The 18,724-nt window shown below is 52.1% G+C and carries 10 protein-coding genes, 1 tRNA gene and 1 rRNA gene (1 of these 12 running past the window's edge); 5 read left to right on the top strand and 7 right to left on the bottom strand.

All coding sequences use genetic code 11. The annotated features are described in order from the left end of the window. Both ACI3EW_RS04485 and ACI3EW_RS04490 read left to right on the top strand, forming a co-directional pair. Positions 1-1,008: ribosomal RNA gene (locus tag ACI3EW_RS04485) — 23S ribosomal RNA — on the top strand (it extends 1,879 nt beyond the left edge of the window). Positions 1,009-1,073: 65 nt separating this feature from the next. After that, positions 1,074-1,145, top strand: a tRNA-Gly gene (locus tag ACI3EW_RS04490). Between the two features lie 119 nt (positions 1,146-1,264). On the opposite strand, the gene ACI3EW_RS04495 is transcribed toward ACI3EW_RS04490, so the two are convergent. The 5 genes from ACI3EW_RS04495 to ACI3EW_RS04515 all read right to left on the bottom strand — a co-directional run bounded on the left by ACI3EW_RS04495 (position 1,265) and on the right by ACI3EW_RS04515 (position 11,277). Continuing rightward, positions 1,265-1,420 carry a DUF4368 domain-containing protein gene (locus ACI3EW_RS04495; RefSeq protein WP_279220241.1) on the bottom strand — a complete coding sequence of 52 codons (156 nt, stop codon included), beginning with the start codon at positions 1,418-1,420 and terminating at the stop codon, positions 1,265-1,267. 26 nt (positions 1,421-1,446) lie between these two features. Beyond that, positions 1,447-1,773, bottom strand: coding sequence for a hypothetical protein (locus ACI3EW_RS04500; protein ID WP_243022390.1), 327 nt, complete (start codon positions 1,771-1,773; stop codon positions 1,447-1,449). 301 nt (positions 1,774-2,074) lie between these two features. Beyond that, positions 2,075-10,537 carry an S-layer homology domain-containing protein gene (locus tag ACI3EW_RS04505; RefSeq protein WP_405580189.1) on the bottom strand — a complete coding sequence of 2,821 codons (8,463 nt, stop codon included), beginning with the start codon at positions 10,535-10,537 and terminating at the stop codon, positions 2,075-2,077. Between the two features lies 1 nt (position 10,538). Next, on the bottom strand, positions 10,539-10,913 hold the full coding sequence (locus ACI3EW_RS04510) for a DNA-binding transcriptional response regulator (RefSeq protein WP_118533540.1): 375 nt from the start codon (positions 10,911-10,913) through the stop codon (positions 10,539-10,541). Further along, a complete protein-coding gene (locus tag ACI3EW_RS04515; protein WP_118533542.1) occupies positions 10,888-11,277 on the bottom strand; it encodes a hypothetical protein in 390 nt (129 codons plus the stop codon). Before ACI3EW_RS04515 ends, ACI3EW_RS04510 begins: the two co-directional genes overlap by 26 nt. A gap of 197 nt (positions 11,278-11,474) precedes the next feature. Here ACI3EW_RS04515 and ACI3EW_RS04520 point away from each other — a divergent pair, with 197 nt between their 5' ends. The 3 genes from ACI3EW_RS04520 to ACI3EW_RS04530 are packed head-to-tail and all read left to right on the top strand — an operon-like array spanning position 11,475 to position 16,136. After that, positions 11,475-12,203, top strand: coding sequence for a LytR/AlgR family response regulator transcription factor (locus ACI3EW_RS04520; RefSeq protein WP_215703673.1), 729 nt, complete (start codon positions 11,475-11,477; stop codon positions 12,201-12,203). Continuing rightward, on the top strand, positions 12,200-14,233 hold the full coding sequence (locus tag ACI3EW_RS04525; RefSeq protein ID WP_118533546.1) for an LPXTG cell wall anchor domain-containing protein: 2,034 nt from the start codon (positions 12,200-12,202) through the stop codon (positions 14,231-14,233). The genes ACI3EW_RS04520 and ACI3EW_RS04525 overlap by 4 nt, the downstream gene beginning before the upstream one ends. A 1-nt stretch (position 14,234) precedes the next feature. After that, positions 14,235-16,136 (top strand): sensor histidine kinase, encoded by a 1,902-nt coding sequence (locus tag ACI3EW_RS04530; RefSeq protein ID WP_405580195.1) that lies wholly within the window; start codon positions 14,235-14,237, stop codon positions 16,134-16,136. A gap of 294 nt (positions 16,137-16,430) precedes the next feature. Here ACI3EW_RS04530 and ACI3EW_RS04535 read toward each other — a convergent pair whose 3' ends face one another. After that, positions 16,431-17,126, bottom strand: coding sequence for an aspartate/glutamate racemase family protein (locus ACI3EW_RS04535; RefSeq protein WP_405580198.1), 696 nt, complete (start codon positions 17,124-17,126; stop codon positions 16,431-16,433). 116 nt (positions 17,127-17,242) lie between these two features. After that, the gene (locus ACI3EW_RS04540) at positions 17,243-18,346 is read right to left on the bottom strand and encodes an iron-containing alcohol dehydrogenase family protein (RefSeq protein WP_117566330.1); all 1,104 of its coding nucleotides are present in this window, start codon (positions 18,344-18,346) and stop codon (positions 17,243-17,245) included. Positions 18,347-18,724: the final 378 nt, after the last annotated feature.

Genomic DNA, 18,724 nt, shown 5'->3' on the forward strand with positions numbered 1-18,724 from the left:
GCCCCAGTAAACGGCGGCCGTAACTATAACGGTCCTAAGGTAGCGAAATTCCTTGTCGGGTAAGTTCCGACCCGCACGAAAGGCGTAATGATTTGAGCGCTGTCTCGACAATGCACCCGGTGAAATTGAAATACCAGTGAAGATGCTGGTTACCTGCGCCAGGACGGAAAGACCCCATGGAGCTTTACTCCAGCTTGATACTGGGATTCGGTAATGCATGCACAGGATAGGTGGGAGGCTATGAGTATGGAACTCCGGTTTCATATGAGCCGCTGTTGGGATACCACCCTTGCGTTACTGGGTTTCTAACCATGGTCCATGATCTGGATCGGGGACAATGTCAGGTGGGGAGTTTGACTGGGGCGGTCGCCTCCGAAAGGGTATCGGAGGCGCTCAAAGGTTCCCTCAGAATGGTTGGAAACCATTCGAAGAGTGCAAAGGCAGAAGGGAGCTTGACTGCGAGACCGACGGGTCGAGCAGGTAGGAAACTAGGACTTAGTGATCCGGTGGTATGAAAGTGGGATTGCCATCGCTCAACGGATAAAAGCTACCCTGGGGATAACAGGCTTATCACTCCCAAGAGTTCACATCGACGGAGTGGTTTGGCACCTCGATGTCGGCTCATCGCATCCTGGGGCTGAAGTAGGTCCCAAGGGTTGGGCTGTTCGCCCATTAAAGCGGTACGCGAGCTGGGTTCAGAACGTCGTGAGACAGTTCGGTCCCTATCCGGCGCAGGCGGAGGATATTTGAGAGGAGCTGTCCTTAGTACGAGAGGACCGGGATGGACGGACCGCTGGTGTACCGGTTGAGCTGCTAAGCTCATGGCCGGGTAGCCAAGTCTGGCAGGGATAAACGCTGAAGGCATCTAAGCGTGAAGCCCCCCTCAAGATGAGATATCCCATTCGAAAGAAGTAAGACCCCTTGAAGACGACGAGGTAGATAGGGCAGAGGTGGAAGTGCAGTAATGCATGGAGCTGACTGTTACTAATCGGTCGAGGGCTTATCCAGGAAGGTCTGTTTGGTTGATGAAACGGTAAAGATGATTTTCAATATGTGGTTTTGAAGGTATGTTTGCACGAGTGGCTCAGTGGTGGAGTATCGCCTTGCCAAGGCGAGGGTCGCGGGTTCGAATCCCGTCTCGTGCTCTCAAAGAGATAGAAAAAAGAGTCATCCGATGGATGGCTCTTTTTTCTATGTTCAAGCCCTGCCGGGCTCGAACGGTTCGAATGTCTCCGCGCTGCTCCGGTCGTCGCAGTCGAACGTCTCATTCTCGCCTTGATGAAGTGACTTTGGATACTTCCAGGGCTCCGATGCCCTTATAGTAGATGTCAATTTCCTGGGTGCGGTTCTTGCCCTTCGGATCGCTGGCAGTATGGACAAAGATCTTCTCGACAAACTCATGCAAGATACATGGAGTCAATTCAGGAATTTTGGCAGCTCAATCCGCTATGCCAGAGAAAAGGATGAAAATGGATACTTCCCCTGTTTTGCCAGTTTTAACAGGCTGAAGAAGGACTTAAAAGCTCCGCCCACTTCCTTAAGGATCTGCTGGGCCATGTTGGAATTCAGCAGCCGATAGTTTTCGGAAGTCTTTAAGATGGCGTAGTTTTTCTCATATGGGAGATACTGGCTATGTTCAAAGTAATGCTGCCGTATCTGGTAGATGGCCTGGTTGGTCAGTTTTTTTGCTGTGCGGCATAATTCCCGTAGAATGAGAAATTCATCTTTGGACAGATGCTTTAGCTGATGGCATACGGTCAAATACAAATACAAAACAGGTCCTCCTTTCCCAATCAGGACAGAACATACGTTCTACATCAATTATAGCACATGATTTCACAAAAGGGAAGGGAAAGAATTGTAATTGCTTACCATTTTACATCTGTCTATGTATCATTATAGCGGCATTCATCCCGCCACCTAAGAGGGATGGGGGGTATTCTGCCGATTTTATGATAAAATGCTGGACACCAGAGAAAAACAAGAGAAAAAATAAACGCGGCGGGGTTTCTTGATACCCGACCGCGTTTATCTTTGTCCGCTGATATACCGGCAAATCGTTTTTTATTGTAGGTTACTTTCTTGCACCATCCGAGCCGATGGTATATCCGTCAATGGTGGTATTCACCGCCATCGTTCCATCTGTGTAGAAGTAGTACCACTTTCCGTCAATCTGCTTCCAGCCGCCGGCAAACATCATTCCGGTAGCCTTGACCAGCCAGTACCACTTCTGGTCGTCGGAGAGCCAGCCTTTCACCGGCTTCCCATTTCTGTAATAGCTCCACTGGCCGCTGTCATTCTGCTGCCAGCCGTTTGCGGTCTGCGAGTCAATGACGATCTCCACAAACCGCCGCAGTACGGTGGCGACTTCGGCGCGGGTAGCGGTTCCCTTGGGGTCAAACTTATTTCCATTCTTCCCGGCCAGGATGCCCGCCTGCTGCATGGCTCTGACCGCATCCTTCGCCCAGCTGCTGATGTTTGCGTTGTCCGCAAAGGTCACAGCCTTTAAGGTCTGGGGCAGATCATAGCCCAGCTTTGCAGCGTAATTTTTCATAATCACCGCCATCTGTTCCCGGTTGATGTTGGTATCCGGCGCAAAGGTGGTGGCGGTAACACCCGTCACAATTCCGGTCTGTGCTGCCCAGTTCACATAGGGCGCATAGTAAGCGTCGGCTTTCACATCAGTGAATTTCCCGGTTTTGTAGCTGTCCGGGTTGATGCCCGCCAGCCGCCCCAGAGCTGTCACAAACATTCCTCTGGTCATGCCGGTGCCCGGGCTAAAGGTGGTGTCACTTGTGCCGGAGAGCAGTCCCCGGCTGGCTGCAAAGAGGATGTTATCTGCTGCCCAGTGGCCGGTAATGTCGGTAAAGGCCGGGGCAGGGTTCTTGTAGCCGATGCCGTAGATGCTGAAATGACCGGTTTCAAAGACAACCGTTTTCTGGCTGGCATCGTAGCTGGATTTGGTGATCCATTCCACCTTTCCCGCGTCGTCCACATAGACTGCATAGAGATTACCCGTCTGCTCACCCTTTGCCGGTGTGTAGGGCAAACGCACCGAGATGGTATGTCCATTCAGGCTGGTAATCGGCGTCTCCTTGCCGCTGGAGAGGTGCACCAGCGACAGATCGTAGGCCGGTCTTGTGCCAATAGCGGCTTTGGCCTCGGTGGAGCGCAGGGCATCTACCTTATCTACCCGGAGAATGATGTCCCCACCAGCGGAGACGCTATCCAGCTGCTTCAGAGTATCCAGGCCGATATTGACTGAAACCAGATGATCTGTTGCAACGGTAAACTGCCGGACATTTTCTTTGACCAGCAGATCCAGTGTCTGCGCCTTGATGGTCACGTTAAAAGAGGTCTGGCCTGCCGCCGAGGTGATGGGAACGGTAACGGCAATCCCGTTCTCTGTGGTGCCGTTCTTTTTCGCATCCTGTTTGGCCTTGTCGATGGCGGACTGGACAGAGCTGTTGTCCACTGCCGCATTGCCGTTTTTATCCGGCTGTATGGGTTTGGTTTCACCGGTTACAGGGGCTTGAGGCTTGTACTCCGGCTGGTTGGTGTTATCATTGTTGTCGGAATCGTCAGAATCGCCGGAGGAGGAACCTCCACCGCTGCCCGAACCACCAGAGGAGGAACCGTCGTTGCTGGAAGATTGCTTGGAAACGGTCAACGTTCCAGAAACATAGGTGATCTCATAGTTGTCATTTGACAGCGTACCAGTGATGTTGATCGCGGTTTTTCCGGTTTTGCTCATATCCGGCGTCTGTGCGTAGTCCAGTGTTACCGTGCCGCTCAGGGTATCTGCACCAACCAGCCCCTCCACCTTGTAGTCCTTATCTGCTTCCGGGCTGCCAAGGTCGGGCGCGGTGCTGCCGGTGTAGGCGCTCTGATCAAGCGCCGTAACGGTAACTGACTTTTTCGCTACGGTCACAGTCACGTTCTGTTCTGCCACATCTGCGTACTCTGCATTTCCCTGAACCTTATACCAAACAGTGTATTCCCCGGCGTTTTTCGCTGTGGGGAGCTGCTCGCTCCACTCAGAATTGTCAAGCCGGTAGAGCATCGTGCCGCCAGTGGTCTTGCCTGCTGTAACCAGCGCCTGTTCTGCACCGTTGTAGGTCAGGGCGTTTGCCGTAGGTGCCGTAACAGTGGGGACAAGCTTGTTGGTCGCATTGACATTGACGGTCAGCGTGATGTCCTCATAGTTTGTGCTCTTGATTACTACGGTCACTGTACCCACAGAGCCGGTGGTTTTCACGTCATTTTTCTGAATCGGCAGGATCAGCTTGCCGTTTTCCACCTTCGCGCCGCCGGTGTAGTAGCTGCCATCCAGTGTGATTCCGCCGAGCTCATAGGTGGGTGCACCGTACTCTTTGGGCGTTTCCAGCGTGGGCAGGGCGGGGAGCGTCACGGTGTAGGTCTTTTCGTGGCCGTTTACAATGACGAGCCCAGTTCCCTTGGTGAAGTCAGGCGCAGCGGCCTTGGTGATGCTGGCAGTGGTGGGGAAGCTGCTCTGCTCCAGGGCGTAATTCTTCGCTGCCGGTCCGATCAGGGTCACTGTGGCAGTGACGTTCTTGCCGTTGCCCACACTGGCATCGTCAAAGCTGGCGGTCACGTTGTAGTCTGTGTCTCGGTTCAAGATCACGTTGTCGAAGGTCACGCTGGTGATGCCCGCGTTTTTCGTGCCATCATAAAGCTTGGACGCAGCCGTTACCCCGGTGATCGTCAGCGGCTTCTGCCCAATGCGGACCGCCACGCTGGCGGGTGCGGTATCGTTGTGGTTTTCATCGCCAATCACCTGATACCACACGGTATATGCTCCGGCATCGGTGCCGGTAGGGATGTCCTGGCTGTATGTGCCGTTCTCGGTCAGGCTGTACTGCATGGTGCCACCGCTGGTCACACTGCCCGCAGTAATCAGCGCCTGCTCCTGTCCGGTATAGGTCAGATTTTCCTGCGCCGTGGGAGCGTTGAAGGTGGGGGTAGCCTTGTTCACCTTGATGGTCACAGTTCCGGTCGCGGTCGCGTATTCCTCATAGCCCTCCGCCGGGGTGAATGTCCACTCAGCCTGATAGTTGCCGGCTTTGTCGGGCTTGGTACTAGGATCCGTCCACTCGAAGGTGCCTTCGACCGGCTTGCCGTCGTCTTTCATCGTGCCAGTAATGGTGCTGACGCGCAGGATCTGGCCAAAGGTGATTGGCGTTGCGGTGATCTCGCCGTCCAGCACGGGAACGATCTTGTTCTTCGCGATGACTTTAACGGTCAGGAGCATGTCCTGATAGTTGTCCGTGGTGATCTTGACGCCTACGGTTCCGACGGAACCTTCGGTCTGAGATTCGACAGCCGGGACAGTCAACTGGAACTCATCGTTTGATGTGATCATTGCCGTCGAATTTGCGTAGCCGCCCTCTCCAATCAGATCGAAGTTGCAGGCCTCATATTTGATGGAGCCGTACTTACAATTATCGCCCAGCGTCGGCAGCGCGGGAAGATTGACCAAGTAAGTCTTTGCCAGCCCGTTGATAACGGTCAGCTCTATGGGCTGCATCGTGGGTGCGACAGCCTTGGTGATGCTAAACTTCCAGCCATCCGCCGTCAGGCCGTTGGCCGCAGCATAGTTCGTGCTCTCGACTACATCGATCTTGACGGTGTATTCGCCCGCGTTCTTAGGTGTGGCTTCCTTACCGTCTTTATCGTAGTATTTTACGATGACATCGCCCGTACCGGCCTTTGCGGGAGAAACCGTCGCGCTCTTGACATTGCCGTCATAGGTCAGGCTTGTCGGGGCGGTGAAGGTGAAGTCCTCCGCCTTGGGGGTAGCTTTGCCAATGGTATAGGTCACGCTGGCGGTCGCCTCGCCCAGGGTGATGCTGGCGGTGTAGGTACCGGCATACGTGGGGAGCGCGCCGTTTTCCAATTTCTCTGAATCATACATGCCCGTCTTTATGTAGCTGATGGTGATCCCACTCGCCGCCAGACCCTGCCAATCGCTGCTTGCAGTCACCGTGGCGGGTTTGCCTTCCCCGCTGTAGGTCAGCTCGGCGGGGGCCTTGATGGTCACGCTGCCGCCGTTCGGGCTGGTGCAAGTCGTGTCTGTGCAGCTTGCGGTGATGGTCGCGCCGCTTGCCGTGTACGTCCAGCTATGCTGATGCCGGGTCACGGTGAACGGCTCGCTGTAGCAATTGTAGCCATTGCTGCACTGGACGAAAATGTGGTACTGATAGCTCTTGTCTACGGGCAGCCCGGAGATCGTGAGCGTCTTGCTCTGCCCGCCGGTATGCGTCGCAGAATTAACATTGCGGAATGTCGTGGTCCAGTCGTTCTTTGATTCGTCAAACAGCTCCCACCAGTAGTAGTAGGTGACGCCCTCCGTTTCTGGCGCGATTACCGCAGTCAGCGTGATGCTGCCGTCCGTCGCAAACGCCGAGTTTCCGGTGTAGTTCGTATCGCTATTCGGATAGATCTTTTCGACCGCGAAGGGCGCTTTTTCAACGGTGACTTCTGACGGGATTGAATTGGCGTTGGGGAGCCATTGGTTATCCTTTGTTTTTTTGTAAGCGTACCCCTTCGCCAGCAGCGCGTAGGGCTTGACATAGCCGGTATCGCTCGTAATCCCGCCGTAGCTGCCGCCGCTGAGGCTGGCGCTGCTGCCGTCGTTCATGACAGCCACACGGCTGAAGGTGCCGTTGCTCAGCAAAAGCTTTCCGCCGTTCTTCGCCGTAACAATGGCGAGCTTCGTATCCTTGTCGTTGACGGTCAATTCCGCGTCTTTGCCGTCCACCGTCACATAGAAGCTTCCGTTGCTGCCCGTGACCGTCAGAGAAATGCCCTTGGCGATGAGGTCCACACCATCGACCCTTTTCCCGCCGGTCGCCAGCGTCACCGGCCCGCGGGTCAGCTCATAGGCGGTCCGCTTCCCGTAGACAGTGTCATCCACATTCTGATACAGCGTGATGGTCTTTGCACCGTCCGCCGCGTTCGCCGCCTCGATGGCAGTGGCAAAGGCCGCGTACCAGCTCGTCTTGCCGCCGACGGTCAGCGACGCCGTCATCTGCTTGTTGCAGATGCTGCAAATGCCCTTGCCGTCCGTGCCGCCGTTGTGCGTATGCGACACGACCTTGACATTTTCCAGCGTATTCACTCTATCATTGGTCACAGCCTGATCATCGACTGTTCTGTAATACGCTGCGCCCTCCGCCAGTAGGTCGGCAAGTTTGTGGTCGCTGTAGCTTCTGATCTCCTTAAATGTGCCGCCGGAGAGCTTGACTTTGGTGGTGTAAAAATCCGCGAAGACAAACGTGCCGCCGGAGATCGTGCCCGTGACAGAAGAATTGAAGAACTCAACGCCGCCATGCAACTTATCATTGGTAAAGTTGCCGCCGCTGATGTTCGCGATGCTGCTGCCGTTGAATTTGACATTACCAGTGAAGGTACCGCCCTTGGCGTTCAGCGTACCGTTCACCGTGACGGTGGCGTCGTCGGCAAATGTGACGCCCTCCTTCACCGTCGCCGTGCCGTCGATGGTCGCACCTCGATAGCTGCCGCTGGCAAAGGTCACATTCGCGTTTTCAGCGACCGTCACATTCTTGGCGGTGTGCGTTCCGCCCTCCAGCGTCAGCGTGCCGGTCAGCGGCATGGAGGTGCCGAAAGCATACATATCCCGCAGCAGGGTCAGCGTCGGCTCGGTGCAGCCCTCATTGCTCCAGCCGTTCAAGGTCTGGATGGCCTCTGCATAGCCGTGTTCCAGCGCACTGTCTTCCGTGAAATAGGCAGTCTTGGTCGTGCCGTCGGTGCTCTTGGCGGTAATTTTCGTGTACAGGTTCTTGTGGCACACAGAGCATACGGGGTTGCTGTCATCGGCGCACTGATGGACGCACTCCGGGAACTGCACCTTGTACGCTGTATAGCCGGTCAACTCTGCAATTTTGGTGCTCTTATCAACGCTGCTCCATGTACCGCCCTTTTCGCCGTGCAGCTCGCACTTTGCGTAGTCGGTTCCCAGCAGGTCTTTAACGGTGAGGCTCTTGCTCGTCATGTTATCCGTGAACTTGCCGATGGTGCAGGCGTTTGTATTGCCATTCCACAGCTTCAGGCCGTAGCCCGTACTTGTGGAGCCAATCGCAGCATCTCTTAAAACCAACTCGCCGATTTCGCCGCCAAAGCGCTCCAATGCGCCGCCGGCCTGCAGCTCCACGCGCGAAATCTTGCCGGTGTAGGAGTCGCCGACTGCAAGCGTTCCGTTGGAGGAAACGTAAAACGTGACATCGAGCGCCTGCGTTCCGCCGCCTGTTCCGGAATCCTTGACCGTCAGAGTCCTGGGTTTGTTCCCACCTCCGACGCTAATGTAATAACGCTCGCTGCTGACAGTTTTGCCATTCAGATCCAGCGTCGCTGAGTAGGTGTAAGAAGAAGAGCAATTTCCTGCGAGTGTCACATCCCGCAGCAGCGTCACGGTGTTGCCTCTGGCTGCATCAAACGCCTTCGTCAGCGTCTGATAATAGGCGCTATCGCCCACGCGCGCGTCGAATTGCGTATGGCACTTCTTGCAGGTGTAGCCGGTATCGTCCATCTCGTGCGTGCAGGGCACAAGATAGACCTTGCCGTCATCGCCCAGGCTGGTCACGCAGCCGGCGGCGTCCGCCTTGAAGTTCTCGGCGCTGAGCGTCACGCCGCTTGCCGGTTCGGCGATGGCCCCAAGATTTATGCCTTCACGCACGCCCACACGGATGACCGAATCCTCTCTCAATGCGCCTGATACAAGAATGGGCAGCTTCCAAGCTTCATTGGCGTAATAACCGGCCTTCACCGAGCCGGAAATAGTGAGCTCAGGAGTGTTGCTTTCCCTTCCGTCGTAGTAAACGTCATATTGAGAGTTGTCGGTAACGGTAGCATCGGTGAGGGTAATAGCGCCCTTTCCATAGATGCCGCCGCCCTCAAAGGTACTGTTGTTTCCGGTGATCGTCACATTCTCGACGGTTACCCCTCTCTCCGAATAAATGCCGCCCCCGTGGCCATAACTTGTATTCCCCGTGGCGGACGCCTTGTTGCCGGTGATCGTGGCGTTGGAGATCGAAACTGTGCCGGCGTTAAAGTGGATATAGATCCCGCCGCCGTTGCCGGCGGTCGCCTTGTTGCCGGTGATGGCTCCGCCGTCCATGGTGAAGCTGCACTTCTCACCCACATATACGCCGCCGCCACCGCCGTCAGACGCACCCGCAGTGTTATCGGAAATGGTTCCGCCATGCATGGTGAATCTTGGCGGGTCGGTCTGATTCGTCGTGCCGACAAGGAACACACCGCCGCCGGAGCCGCTGCCTGCTTTATTACCGGTAATCTCTCCACCATACATGGTAAAGGACGAGCCGGTCTGATAGGCGCTGCCCTTTATACCGACCTGCACGCCGCCGGTGATCGTGCCGCTGTACAGTTCAAATTTGCCGCCGTTGACGGTCACTTCGCCTTGAACCCTGCCGCTGCCGATGCAGTCGGTCAGCGTCAGCGTCGCGCCGCTGCCGATGGTGATTTTGCCGTTGATCGTCTGCCCGTTCAGGCAGAGGTTGACCTTGCCTTTTGGCACAGTCCAGCTCCCCGACACAGACTGCGTCAGATAATAGTTGCCAGCAGAAACAGGCAGGGCATCGGTTTTTGTCCATTCTGTGCCAGCAGTGTCATGTTCGTGCCCGTTGACATCTCCATTCCCGCCGCAGACGCAGTGGGTATGATCGGCCTGCGGCAGCGCAAACGCAGCCAGCGCCGCCGCCTCTTTTCCAAGACAGGCAGAGAAGTCTGCATTCTCCGCAGAGCAGATGGGACAGTCCAGATTCACCATCTCCTCACTGCATCGGTCGGTGCAGATACAGACGGTTTCCTCTGTGCCTTTGCAGGCAGAGAGATCTGCATCTTCCGCAGAACAGACCGGACAGTCGGGATTGATCGCCCCCTGCTTACAGTGGGTTTCGCAGCTGCACTCCGCCGGAGTATTCCCGGACACACCGGGAACAAGCCCACTGTCCTGGGAATTGCACTGCTCGCAGGTATACCCGCAGGGCGTCCCCTCTGTGGCCGGAATGTAGCCGCAGCTTTCGTCATGCTCGCCGCGTTCATGAGGACAGCTTAATTCTTTTGTGATACAGCCGCTTTCCTCACTGCATTCATGGGTACACTCGGTCGGCTGGGCCTCCTCTACTTCAGATGAGGTCGCCGTATTTTCTGATACGCTGCCTTCCAAAACAGGGTAACAGCTTTCGTCATGTTCATGGATACACTTCTTCACAGGGGTGTAGCAATCCTCAGTATCCCCCAGGGGATCTTCTCTGTCGGCTTCGCCGCCATTCACCTTATGCTCATGTTCACAGGCTGACCCTTCGGTTCCTTTCGTATATCCGCAGTCCTCTGTATGTTCCGGGTGATGCTCGCACAACCCCGTATGGACGGCGGACGCACCCGCTTCCACCGCAGATGCCGGAACTCCCGGCATCGTAAAAATCATTGCCGCCGCCAGTAAAAATGCGGCCGGCCGTTTCCATTTCCACATCATTTTATTCATCCTCCTCACGCGGTTCGTTCCTTCTCGTTGTTTTCTGAAGCAGCTGGGATACCGCCTCCCGCAGCTGATATTCTGTCACAGGCTTTACCAAAAAGGTGTCCGCCTGCAGCCTGCGGCTTTGGGGTTCAAATTCTGCCTGATCGCTGATCCAAAGGAGCGGGACATCCTTGCTGTACCCTCGTATGCTCATGCAGAAATTCATCCCCCTGGCTCCGTCCTCCATGACCACCACAGCATCATAAGGTCCATCCCGCTGCATGGCATAGGTACAAAACACACCATTATCAAAGCGGTCTACTTTGCCCAGCTTCATCAGCAAAGCGGTTTCTTTTTCTTTCTGGCTATAACTGCACAGCGCAATTCGCATTTTCGCACCTCCATTTTGTGATGGGTTTTATCGCCTCATATAGCTCCTGATCGGAGCAGTCTGCCGAAAGAAACACAGGGATACGCAGGTGATATGCGATCAGGGCGAAGTTTTTATCATCGCTCCACCAGACAAGCGGTGTTTCCGGTGCCAGCCGCTTCGCCTGTATGGCCGCCTCCAGTCCCTTTGCTCCGGTCATGGCGATGACAACCGCATGGTAGCGGCTCCGCCGCAGCGCCTGGGCAAGCTGGTTCTCATTCCACAATTCGTCAATCGCAAGCTGCCCATCCCCATCAAAAAGGGAGCGCAGCCTGCTTTCAAACCATTCCACATTTCTCTGCTCCGTACAAAGTGCGATTTTCATGCTGAGCCTCCTTTCCTAAAAATAAAAAAACCAGACCTTCTCATCGGAAAGTCTGGTAGTATAATTAGGATAGCATCTTGTCAAGGGAAATGCAACCGACTTTGTTTAAGACGCAGGTTTCCTGTTTAAGACGCAAGTTTTTTCCTGCGGTTTTATGTTATACTAATATTGGATTATTGTGCAAAGGAGATGGCACGATGCAGATTGCGATTGTGGATGACAGAGCAGAGGACAGAGAAGAACTGTCTGTCTGCCTGGAAAATTATATGAAAAAGCATCAGCTGGACTATACGCTGACAGAATTTGAGGACGGAGAGAATTTTTTGAAAGCTGCCGCCCAGGTCAATTTTCAACTTGTCTTTATGGACATCTATATGGAGAACATGGATGGAATGGAGGCCGCCAGAAGGCTGCGCCAAAAAAACAGGCTTTGTAAGATCGTTTTTCTGACCATTACAGAAGATTATGCCCGGATGGGGTACAGCCTGTCCGCCAGCTATTATCTGCTGAAGCCGCTTTCGCTCCATCAGGCAGATTTTGAAGAAGCGATGGAGCTGTGCCAGCTAAAACCACCCTATGAAGTGATGACACTTTCGGTTATGGCTGATCGTCAAAAGCTGGAACTTCCCACTGAGAAGATTCTATACATAGATTATCAAAACCGTATGACACGGATTCATACGGCGGAACGCGTGATACCGGTAAGCGGAGGTTTTCAGGAAGTCACTGCCGCATTGCAGAAGGACAAGCGTTTTTTGCCCTGCTACCGGGGCGTTCTAATCAACATGGATTATATCAGCCATGTTGACAGCCAGGCCTTCCGTTTGATAAACGGGGAGGAACTTCCGATTGCCCTCCGCAATGGAAAACAGCTGCGGGAAACCTACCGTCAATATGTTTTCTCTGGAATGGGGGGTATCGTATGAGAATAAAGGAAATACACAGGCGTATTCTGGGGGGCTGTCTGGTCTGCCTCCTCTGCTTCACCGGCAGTATCCCCGCATTTGCCGCTGAAACTGCAACCCCAGCCAATGCCGATGAAAGAAGGGAGAATCCGCCGGGGTTAGAAAGCAAGGCTCCGGGGACACTGGATAGTAAAACCCCGGAAGCATCAGAAGAAGCATCCCTCGTCCTTGTCACAGAAATACAAAATGAAGGTAAACTGCTCTCCCTGCCGGCTTTCACCTTGCCCCTTAGAACCACACCGTCTGATGATGACCTGGAGGAAATTTATCAGCTGGCCCTTCAGTATCAAACCGTCTGCGCCACTGTAACAGTAGGTGAAGAAATCCGGCAGGAAACATTTCCTGTCGTATGGGATTTTTCGGCCATTGACCAGACCACTCCAGGCGAATATACCGCAGCAGGCCGGATTGAACTGCCGGAGGGGTATGCCTTTGGTGAAGCTGTCTTGCAGGAGCTTCAGATTTCCGTCCGGGTGGAAGAAATGCCGCCTGCTGTCATCACTTCCATAGAGCAATGGTATCCTTATACGGACGCGTTTGCGGTTCAACAGGGCAGCGAAACCGAAACACTGGAAAATTTGTTTGCCTTTTCCCCTTACTATCTGGAATGCTATGCGGAAAATGGAACCAGCTACACCGCTGTGGTGGAATGGGACTTTTCCGGTATTGATCTGAATACTGTGGGACTGTACTATGCAACAGGAAGGCTGACCGCACCAGCAAATACTGCGTTTGCAGAGGGAATTGCTTTCCCTGAAATCTCAATTCCTGTTTCTGTTCAGGCCCCGGGCAGCCCGGACATTAACTGCTTTCTGGCCGCCAGAGGAAGCCTTTATTTTCCCTGGGTCACACCGCCAGGGGAACTGGATGAGATCAGCGTATGGCTGTCCGAAAATAACGGTTCATGGAACCGTCTGGAAAGTGGCGTTTATGTGGGTCAGGAAATGCTCTCGATTGCCACTCGTCTGCTGGCACCGGGCAGCAGTTACCGCCTTCAGGTTGATTATGACGGCGGACAGACCGGCATCCTGTCCTTTACCTACGCAGATGAAATTGTCCTTGAAGGGTATCACGATGGCGACCGGGATGGAGGGGATGCAGGCGGAAATCCACCCGATACCATCATTCAGCCGCCTCCTGAAGATACCGACGATCAGGATGACGGTTTCTCAGACAGGCCCTCCACAAAGCCTCCAAAACCGCCTGTAACAAATGACGGTGGAATGGATTCCGATGATTCCATAGATATAGATAAAGACGATTTCCCATCGAAACAGGCAAACGGTGATACAGAGGAAGATACCGCTTTGCAGCCGCCCCCTGAAGTGCAGACGATTGCCGGCACTTCAGAGCTTACCGTACCCGATCCTGCCTGGAAGCTTTCGGAAAACAGGAAAGAGCCGGTGCAAAGCGCTATGACCGTTCCCCAGGAAGTCGCAGATTCCCAAAACTCTGCTTTTTCAGAGTTCTTCGATGAAACCACTGACCGGATTTCCGGCACGCGCTTTTTGATGATGCTGCAAACAGGGGCGCAAAGAGCCGTCTTTTCCAAACAGGGAATCACCATCAGCATACCCAAAGACGCCTTGCCAGAGGGCATCCAAAACGAAGATCAGATTGAAGTCATCATCCAAAAGGATACGGACGGCGGTTTTTCTTTTTCGTTTTCCATCAATGGAACTGCGCTAAACTCCCTGCCAGATGTTTCTGTCATGCTGCCCTATCCAAATGACCCGGCAGCCGGCACATTGTTCCTTTGTGATGAAAACGGCGTGGAAGTTCCCATGACCGGCTATGACGATACGGCGAAAGCCGCTTCCTTTCAGATCAGCCATACAGGGGCATACACCATTGTGGGAAAGGAAGATACCGCTTCCCTGGCACAGACTGCCGACACAGAGCACAGCTGGTCGTCCATATTCTTTTTCATTCCGGCCTGTCTGGTTCTTCTGTCTGCCGGTGTGTTTTTCCTAAGGAGGAGGCGAAAATAAGATGGTATCTTCTGTGGTAAAAAAATATGCTGCCTTATGTATGGTCTGCCTGTGCTCATCCCTGTTTTTTCTTGGCCTGTATCAGTTCAATAATAAATATAGCCAGAACACAACCCAAGCGGCAAATGGGATTCTGGCGCTTTCTGAGGAAGAACTTCAAAAGTCACCGGTGCGCTTTCTGGTATCCGGCTGGGCATTTTATCCTGACGCGCTTTTGACCCCGGAAGAAATACAAGATGAAAGCCATTATATGCGCTACCTTTCCATTGGAGAGCAGACCAATTTCTCCAGCCCTGCAAACCCTTCTCCCTATGGCTGCGGGACTTACAAGATGACATTCTTCCTGCCGGAACGGAAGGAAACATATGCGCTGGAAATCCCGGAAGTGTTTTCTGCTTACAGCCTTTATCTGGATCATGACCTGATCCTGCAAATGGGGGAACCTGCACAGGGGACACCATTGGTTCAAAACCGCATGGTCACTTTTCATGGCGGAAAACCGGTGACACTCACCATAGCGGTCAGCAACTATGACCACTTTTACGGAGGGATTGTTTATCCGCCTGCTTTCGGAACGATGCTGGCGGTCAATACAACCAGAGGAATCCGGTTTGCATTCTGCCTGTTCAGCTGTACAGTTACCTTTGTCTGTGCGCTGCTTTCCTTTTATTTCAGCCGCCGGATGAAACAGAAAAATACATTCCTGTTCGGACTGATCTGCCTTGCCATGTGCGGCCTGTCATCCTATCCTGTGCTTCATATGCTGGCTGCGGTTCCCGTATTCCCCTGGTACACGATGGAACTGTTCTGTATCTATCTGGTTACCTGGCTGATCGTAGTTCTGCAAAACCGGATATGCAGGCCGGGCTTCCTGCCTGCGGCCATCAGTAATGGAGTGGGCGCTGCCTTCCTGGTATATGCGTTTGTGTATGGCATGATGGCTTCCCATCTCTCCCTTGGAGCTATTCGTTTCTTCTCTGCATCGGTCTTTTGTTATAAGGCGGCATCTGCGCTCTATCTGCTTATCATCGCTGTGCTTGCCATTCACAGAGGAGAAAAACGGAGCCGGCCGATCTTCTATGCTGCGTCAGCCGCAACCTGCGCCTTTATATGGGATCGCCTTCTGCCGGTTTATGAGCCGGTTATCGGCGGTTGGTTTTTGGAATGGGGCAGCTTTTTCATAGCAGCCGCCATCGGTTATTCCCTCTGGCGCGATGTGATAGAAGGATATGGAAACAGCCTGATTTTTCAGGAAGAACGCAAGCAGGTCATCCGTCAGCTTTCTATGCAGACCGAATACAGCCGTCAGGTTTCTGAAGCAGCGGAAGAAAACAGAAGGCTGATCCACGACATCAAACACCATCTGCGTACCATAGACCGCATGGCCTCTGAACATGGACAGACGGAGATCTGCTCCTTCCTGTTACAGGTAGAGGAACAGGTTGCGGCATCATCGGGTCACTCCCATGTTGCGTTCTGCAAAAATCCCGTCGTAAATGCGCTGATTGAATACTACTACGGCATGGCGCAGACACAAGGGACAGAATTTCAGGTGCGGCTCGATCTTCCTGATCAGATGCCGCTTACCGATGTGGAACTGTGTACGGTGCTGGGCAATCTTTTGGACAATGCCGTTGAGGCGTGCAGCCGCCAAAAGCAAGGGGTGCGCCGCGTTTTCATTGCAGGCGAAACCAGAGGCAATATGTACTTTTTGAAGATTGAAAACACTTACGACGGTCTGGCCTTGCAGGAGGGAAAAACATTCCTCTCCAGAAAGGGTACATCTGATGATCATGGAATCGGGCTTTCATCTGTCCGAAAAATCATTGAAAGCCATGGCGGTGATCTCGATCTTGTTCCCGGTGAGGAATCCTTTCTTGCTGGAATTACAATACAGATGTAAAAACTGTTTTTTGAGGCGCATTCAGATAACATAGGAAAGATCGCTTGTGGCGCTTTCTTGAATTGAAAAAAGCCCGCTTTTCGCGAAACTTGGACATTGCATTTTCGTACATTTCTTCGAGGGAAACGCGCTGGTGATTGTAATGAGTTGAATAGGCGAAGCCTATTTTTAATGTAACAGGAAATTCCGAAGAATTCCCTGTTACATTAAAAGGCATTGACGTGCCAAAGATGCGCACTCGCGCGAAGAGGTCGTAAGGCGAATCCACAATAACAGCGGCATTGGTGAAAGTATCTATTCCGACATAATTAAATCAATGAGTGAATCAATATGAACTTGCATCACATTAAGGCATGGAACTGATAAATCAAATCCTTTGAAAATCAATGGGAGTTCTGTGCATCCAAGTATGATTGTGTCAACGTTCTCATCTTGAATGATTCGTTCTGCAATTGTTCGAAAGTTGTTTTGAGTATCAGATACAACTTTCCCAAGTTCCAGTTCTGTTTCAATTTTTCTACCAATATACTCTTTCTCTGCCGCATCCGGTGTAATGACTTCGATCCCTTTAGATTCGAAGGATTGCTGAAAAAAGGTTCCGTTCATGGTTGGAAGAGTTCCTAACAGGCAAACTTTTCTGTATCTGTGTGCTTTGGCAAATTCACTTGCGGTATCTACCATACTAACAAGCGGTACAGGAGATACTTTCGATAATGCATCAAAAACAATATGTGTTGTGATTCCGGTTAGAGCAGCGTATTGTACTCCTGCTGCAGAAAGTTGATTGATACCGTTGAGAAGATAATCTGTCAACCCATCATAATCCTGATTTTTGCATAAATTGAGTACGTCAAATACATTAAGACTTTCTATGGTGATATTGGGAAAGAAATTTTGACCACTTTTTTTCTGTACGCCATATTCTATGCTGCGATAATATTCAATGGTGGATTCTGGCCCTATTCCACCAATTAATCCTAACTTTTTCATTAATTTTACCTCTGAGTTTACGGAATTCTGCAAATATGTTCGTCTTCATGAATGTCTTGTGCAAAGCTTCTAATGACTTTCCTGACGGAATAGCATGTAGATATTCCACGGTACATTTATAAGAGCATAGTCTGTTTTTTAAATTCCTGTCCGATCTTATTCTGTTCTTTCATGCATGCAATAAATTTCTCACGGGTCACATCTTGCGGGCGGTACTGCCATTCGGTGGAAGTAAGAATTCTATCTGCCATGAGATCAAATTCATCTTCGGTGATATCGATATCATCGAAGCATACCGGAAGACCGATACTGGCATTGAATTTCATGATCGTATCACGGAGAGCGTTCGCGCCTTCATAGGTGAGCAGGCAGAGAACACCGAGGGATACGACTTCGCCGTGCAGGTGTTCGTGACCATGACGCGTGATCGTGGAGCCGTTATAGACACAGTGCGCGAGGGAGGAATTGTAGTAATAATCCGGAATATGAGTCGTCATATTGGAAACGATACCGGTGGAGACGATGATATCCAAAGTGACCTGCATGAGGGCATCGCTGACTTTGTGCGCTTTTAAGGATGCGAGTGCCTCTTTTCCATAATCCAGGAGCGGTTGTGTGCAGACTTTACTGAGCTGGACACCCATTAACGGAGTATGGCTTAAGTGCTTACCTTTGCTGGAAAAAACAGCCTCACATTCTTTGGAGAGTGCGTCGCCGATTCCGGCCCAGAGGAGGTCGTAAGGAGAATCCGCAATAACAGCGGTATTGATGAAGGTATGATCCGCAAGCTTCGGATAATAATATTCCCGGAAGGTGCCGTTGGCATTGTAGATGACACAGATGGCAGTCACGGCCGCGCAGTTGCTGGCAACGGTCGGGAAGGTAAATAGTGGTTTGTCAAGTTCGTTTGCTACATATTTTGCGGTGTCGCAGGCTCTTCCTCCACCGACACCAAAGATGATATCTGCGTTGCGGACAGCCGGATTCGCGATCAATGCATTGCCGTTCTCGTAGCTGGAATCACCGCCGTACCAGATGAAATCCGTGATCTCAAGATCGGAGCCCTTGATGCCTTCCAGGAGCGCATCTTTTGTTTTTTCCATGGCTGTTTTACCGCCGATCACGACTGCCTTTTTTCCATAGTTTCTTGCGACGTATGGAAGTTCCTTGTAACAATTTTCACCGATGGAATAATTAGGAAGATATACACTGTAACTCATTTGCTTCTGCCTTTCTTGTTGTGAGATGACAAATATCCGGAATAAACAATATCTGTCAGATTGTGGGGGTAACTGTTAGAGGATAGAATAAACTGTCCAGAAGCGTTACGGTTGATAGTAGAGTTTTGCCATCAAAATGGATAACTTATCAATATTATAGGCGTTTGGAAAAATAATTCAAGATGTTCTTAATTTATGTCCTTTAAATTTTCCTGCCATTGCACATCACATTGTGCTACTGCAGAAAACCAATGCATGTATGATCATGATTATGCACGAGGAGTGTGAGAGAAATAAGAATCTGGGAATACAGACAGAACAGATAAGAAAAAGAACTCTGTATGGTACGTTTGTCAAAGACGAAAAGTATCAGAGTTC

This window comes from Pilosibacter rotomagensis (assembly GCF_045062245.2).
Taxonomy (GTDB): Bacteria; Bacillota; Clostridia; order Lachnospirales; family Lachnospiraceae; genus Pilosibacter.

What these genes read in the sequence shown, in the direction of transcription:
- ACI3EW_RS04505 (WP_405580189.1), bottom strand. Translation starts at nt 10,537, where the DNA reads ATGATGTGGAAATGGAAACGGCCGGCCGCATTTTTACTGGCGGCGGCA.
- ACI3EW_RS04510 (WP_118533540.1), bottom strand. Translation starts at nt 10,913, where the DNA reads ATGCGAATTGCGCTGTGCAGTTATAGCCAGAAAGAAAAAGAAACCGCT.
- ACI3EW_RS04515 (WP_118533542.1), bottom strand. Translation starts at nt 11,277, where the DNA reads ATGAAAATCGCACTTTGTACGGAGCAGAGAAATGTGGAATGGTTTGAA.
- ACI3EW_RS04520 (WP_215703673.1), top strand. Translation starts at nt 11,475, where the DNA reads ATGCAGATTGCGATTGTGGATGACAGAGCAGAGGACAGAGAAGAACTG.
- ACI3EW_RS04525 (WP_118533546.1), top strand. Translation starts at nt 12,200, where the DNA reads ATGAGAATAAAGGAAATACACAGGCGTATTCTGGGGGGCTGTCTGGTC.
- ACI3EW_RS04530 (WP_405580195.1), top strand. Translation starts at nt 14,235, where the DNA reads ATGGTATCTTCTGTGGTAAAAAAATATGCTGCCTTATGTATGGTCTGC.
- ACI3EW_RS04535 (WP_405580198.1), bottom strand. Translation starts at nt 17,126, where the DNA reads ATGAAAAAGTTAGGATTAATTGGTGGAATAGGGCCAGAATCCACCATT.
- ACI3EW_RS04540 (WP_117566330.1), bottom strand. Translation starts at nt 18,346, where the DNA reads ATGAGTTACAGTGTATATCTTCCTAATTATTCCATCGGTGAAAATTGT.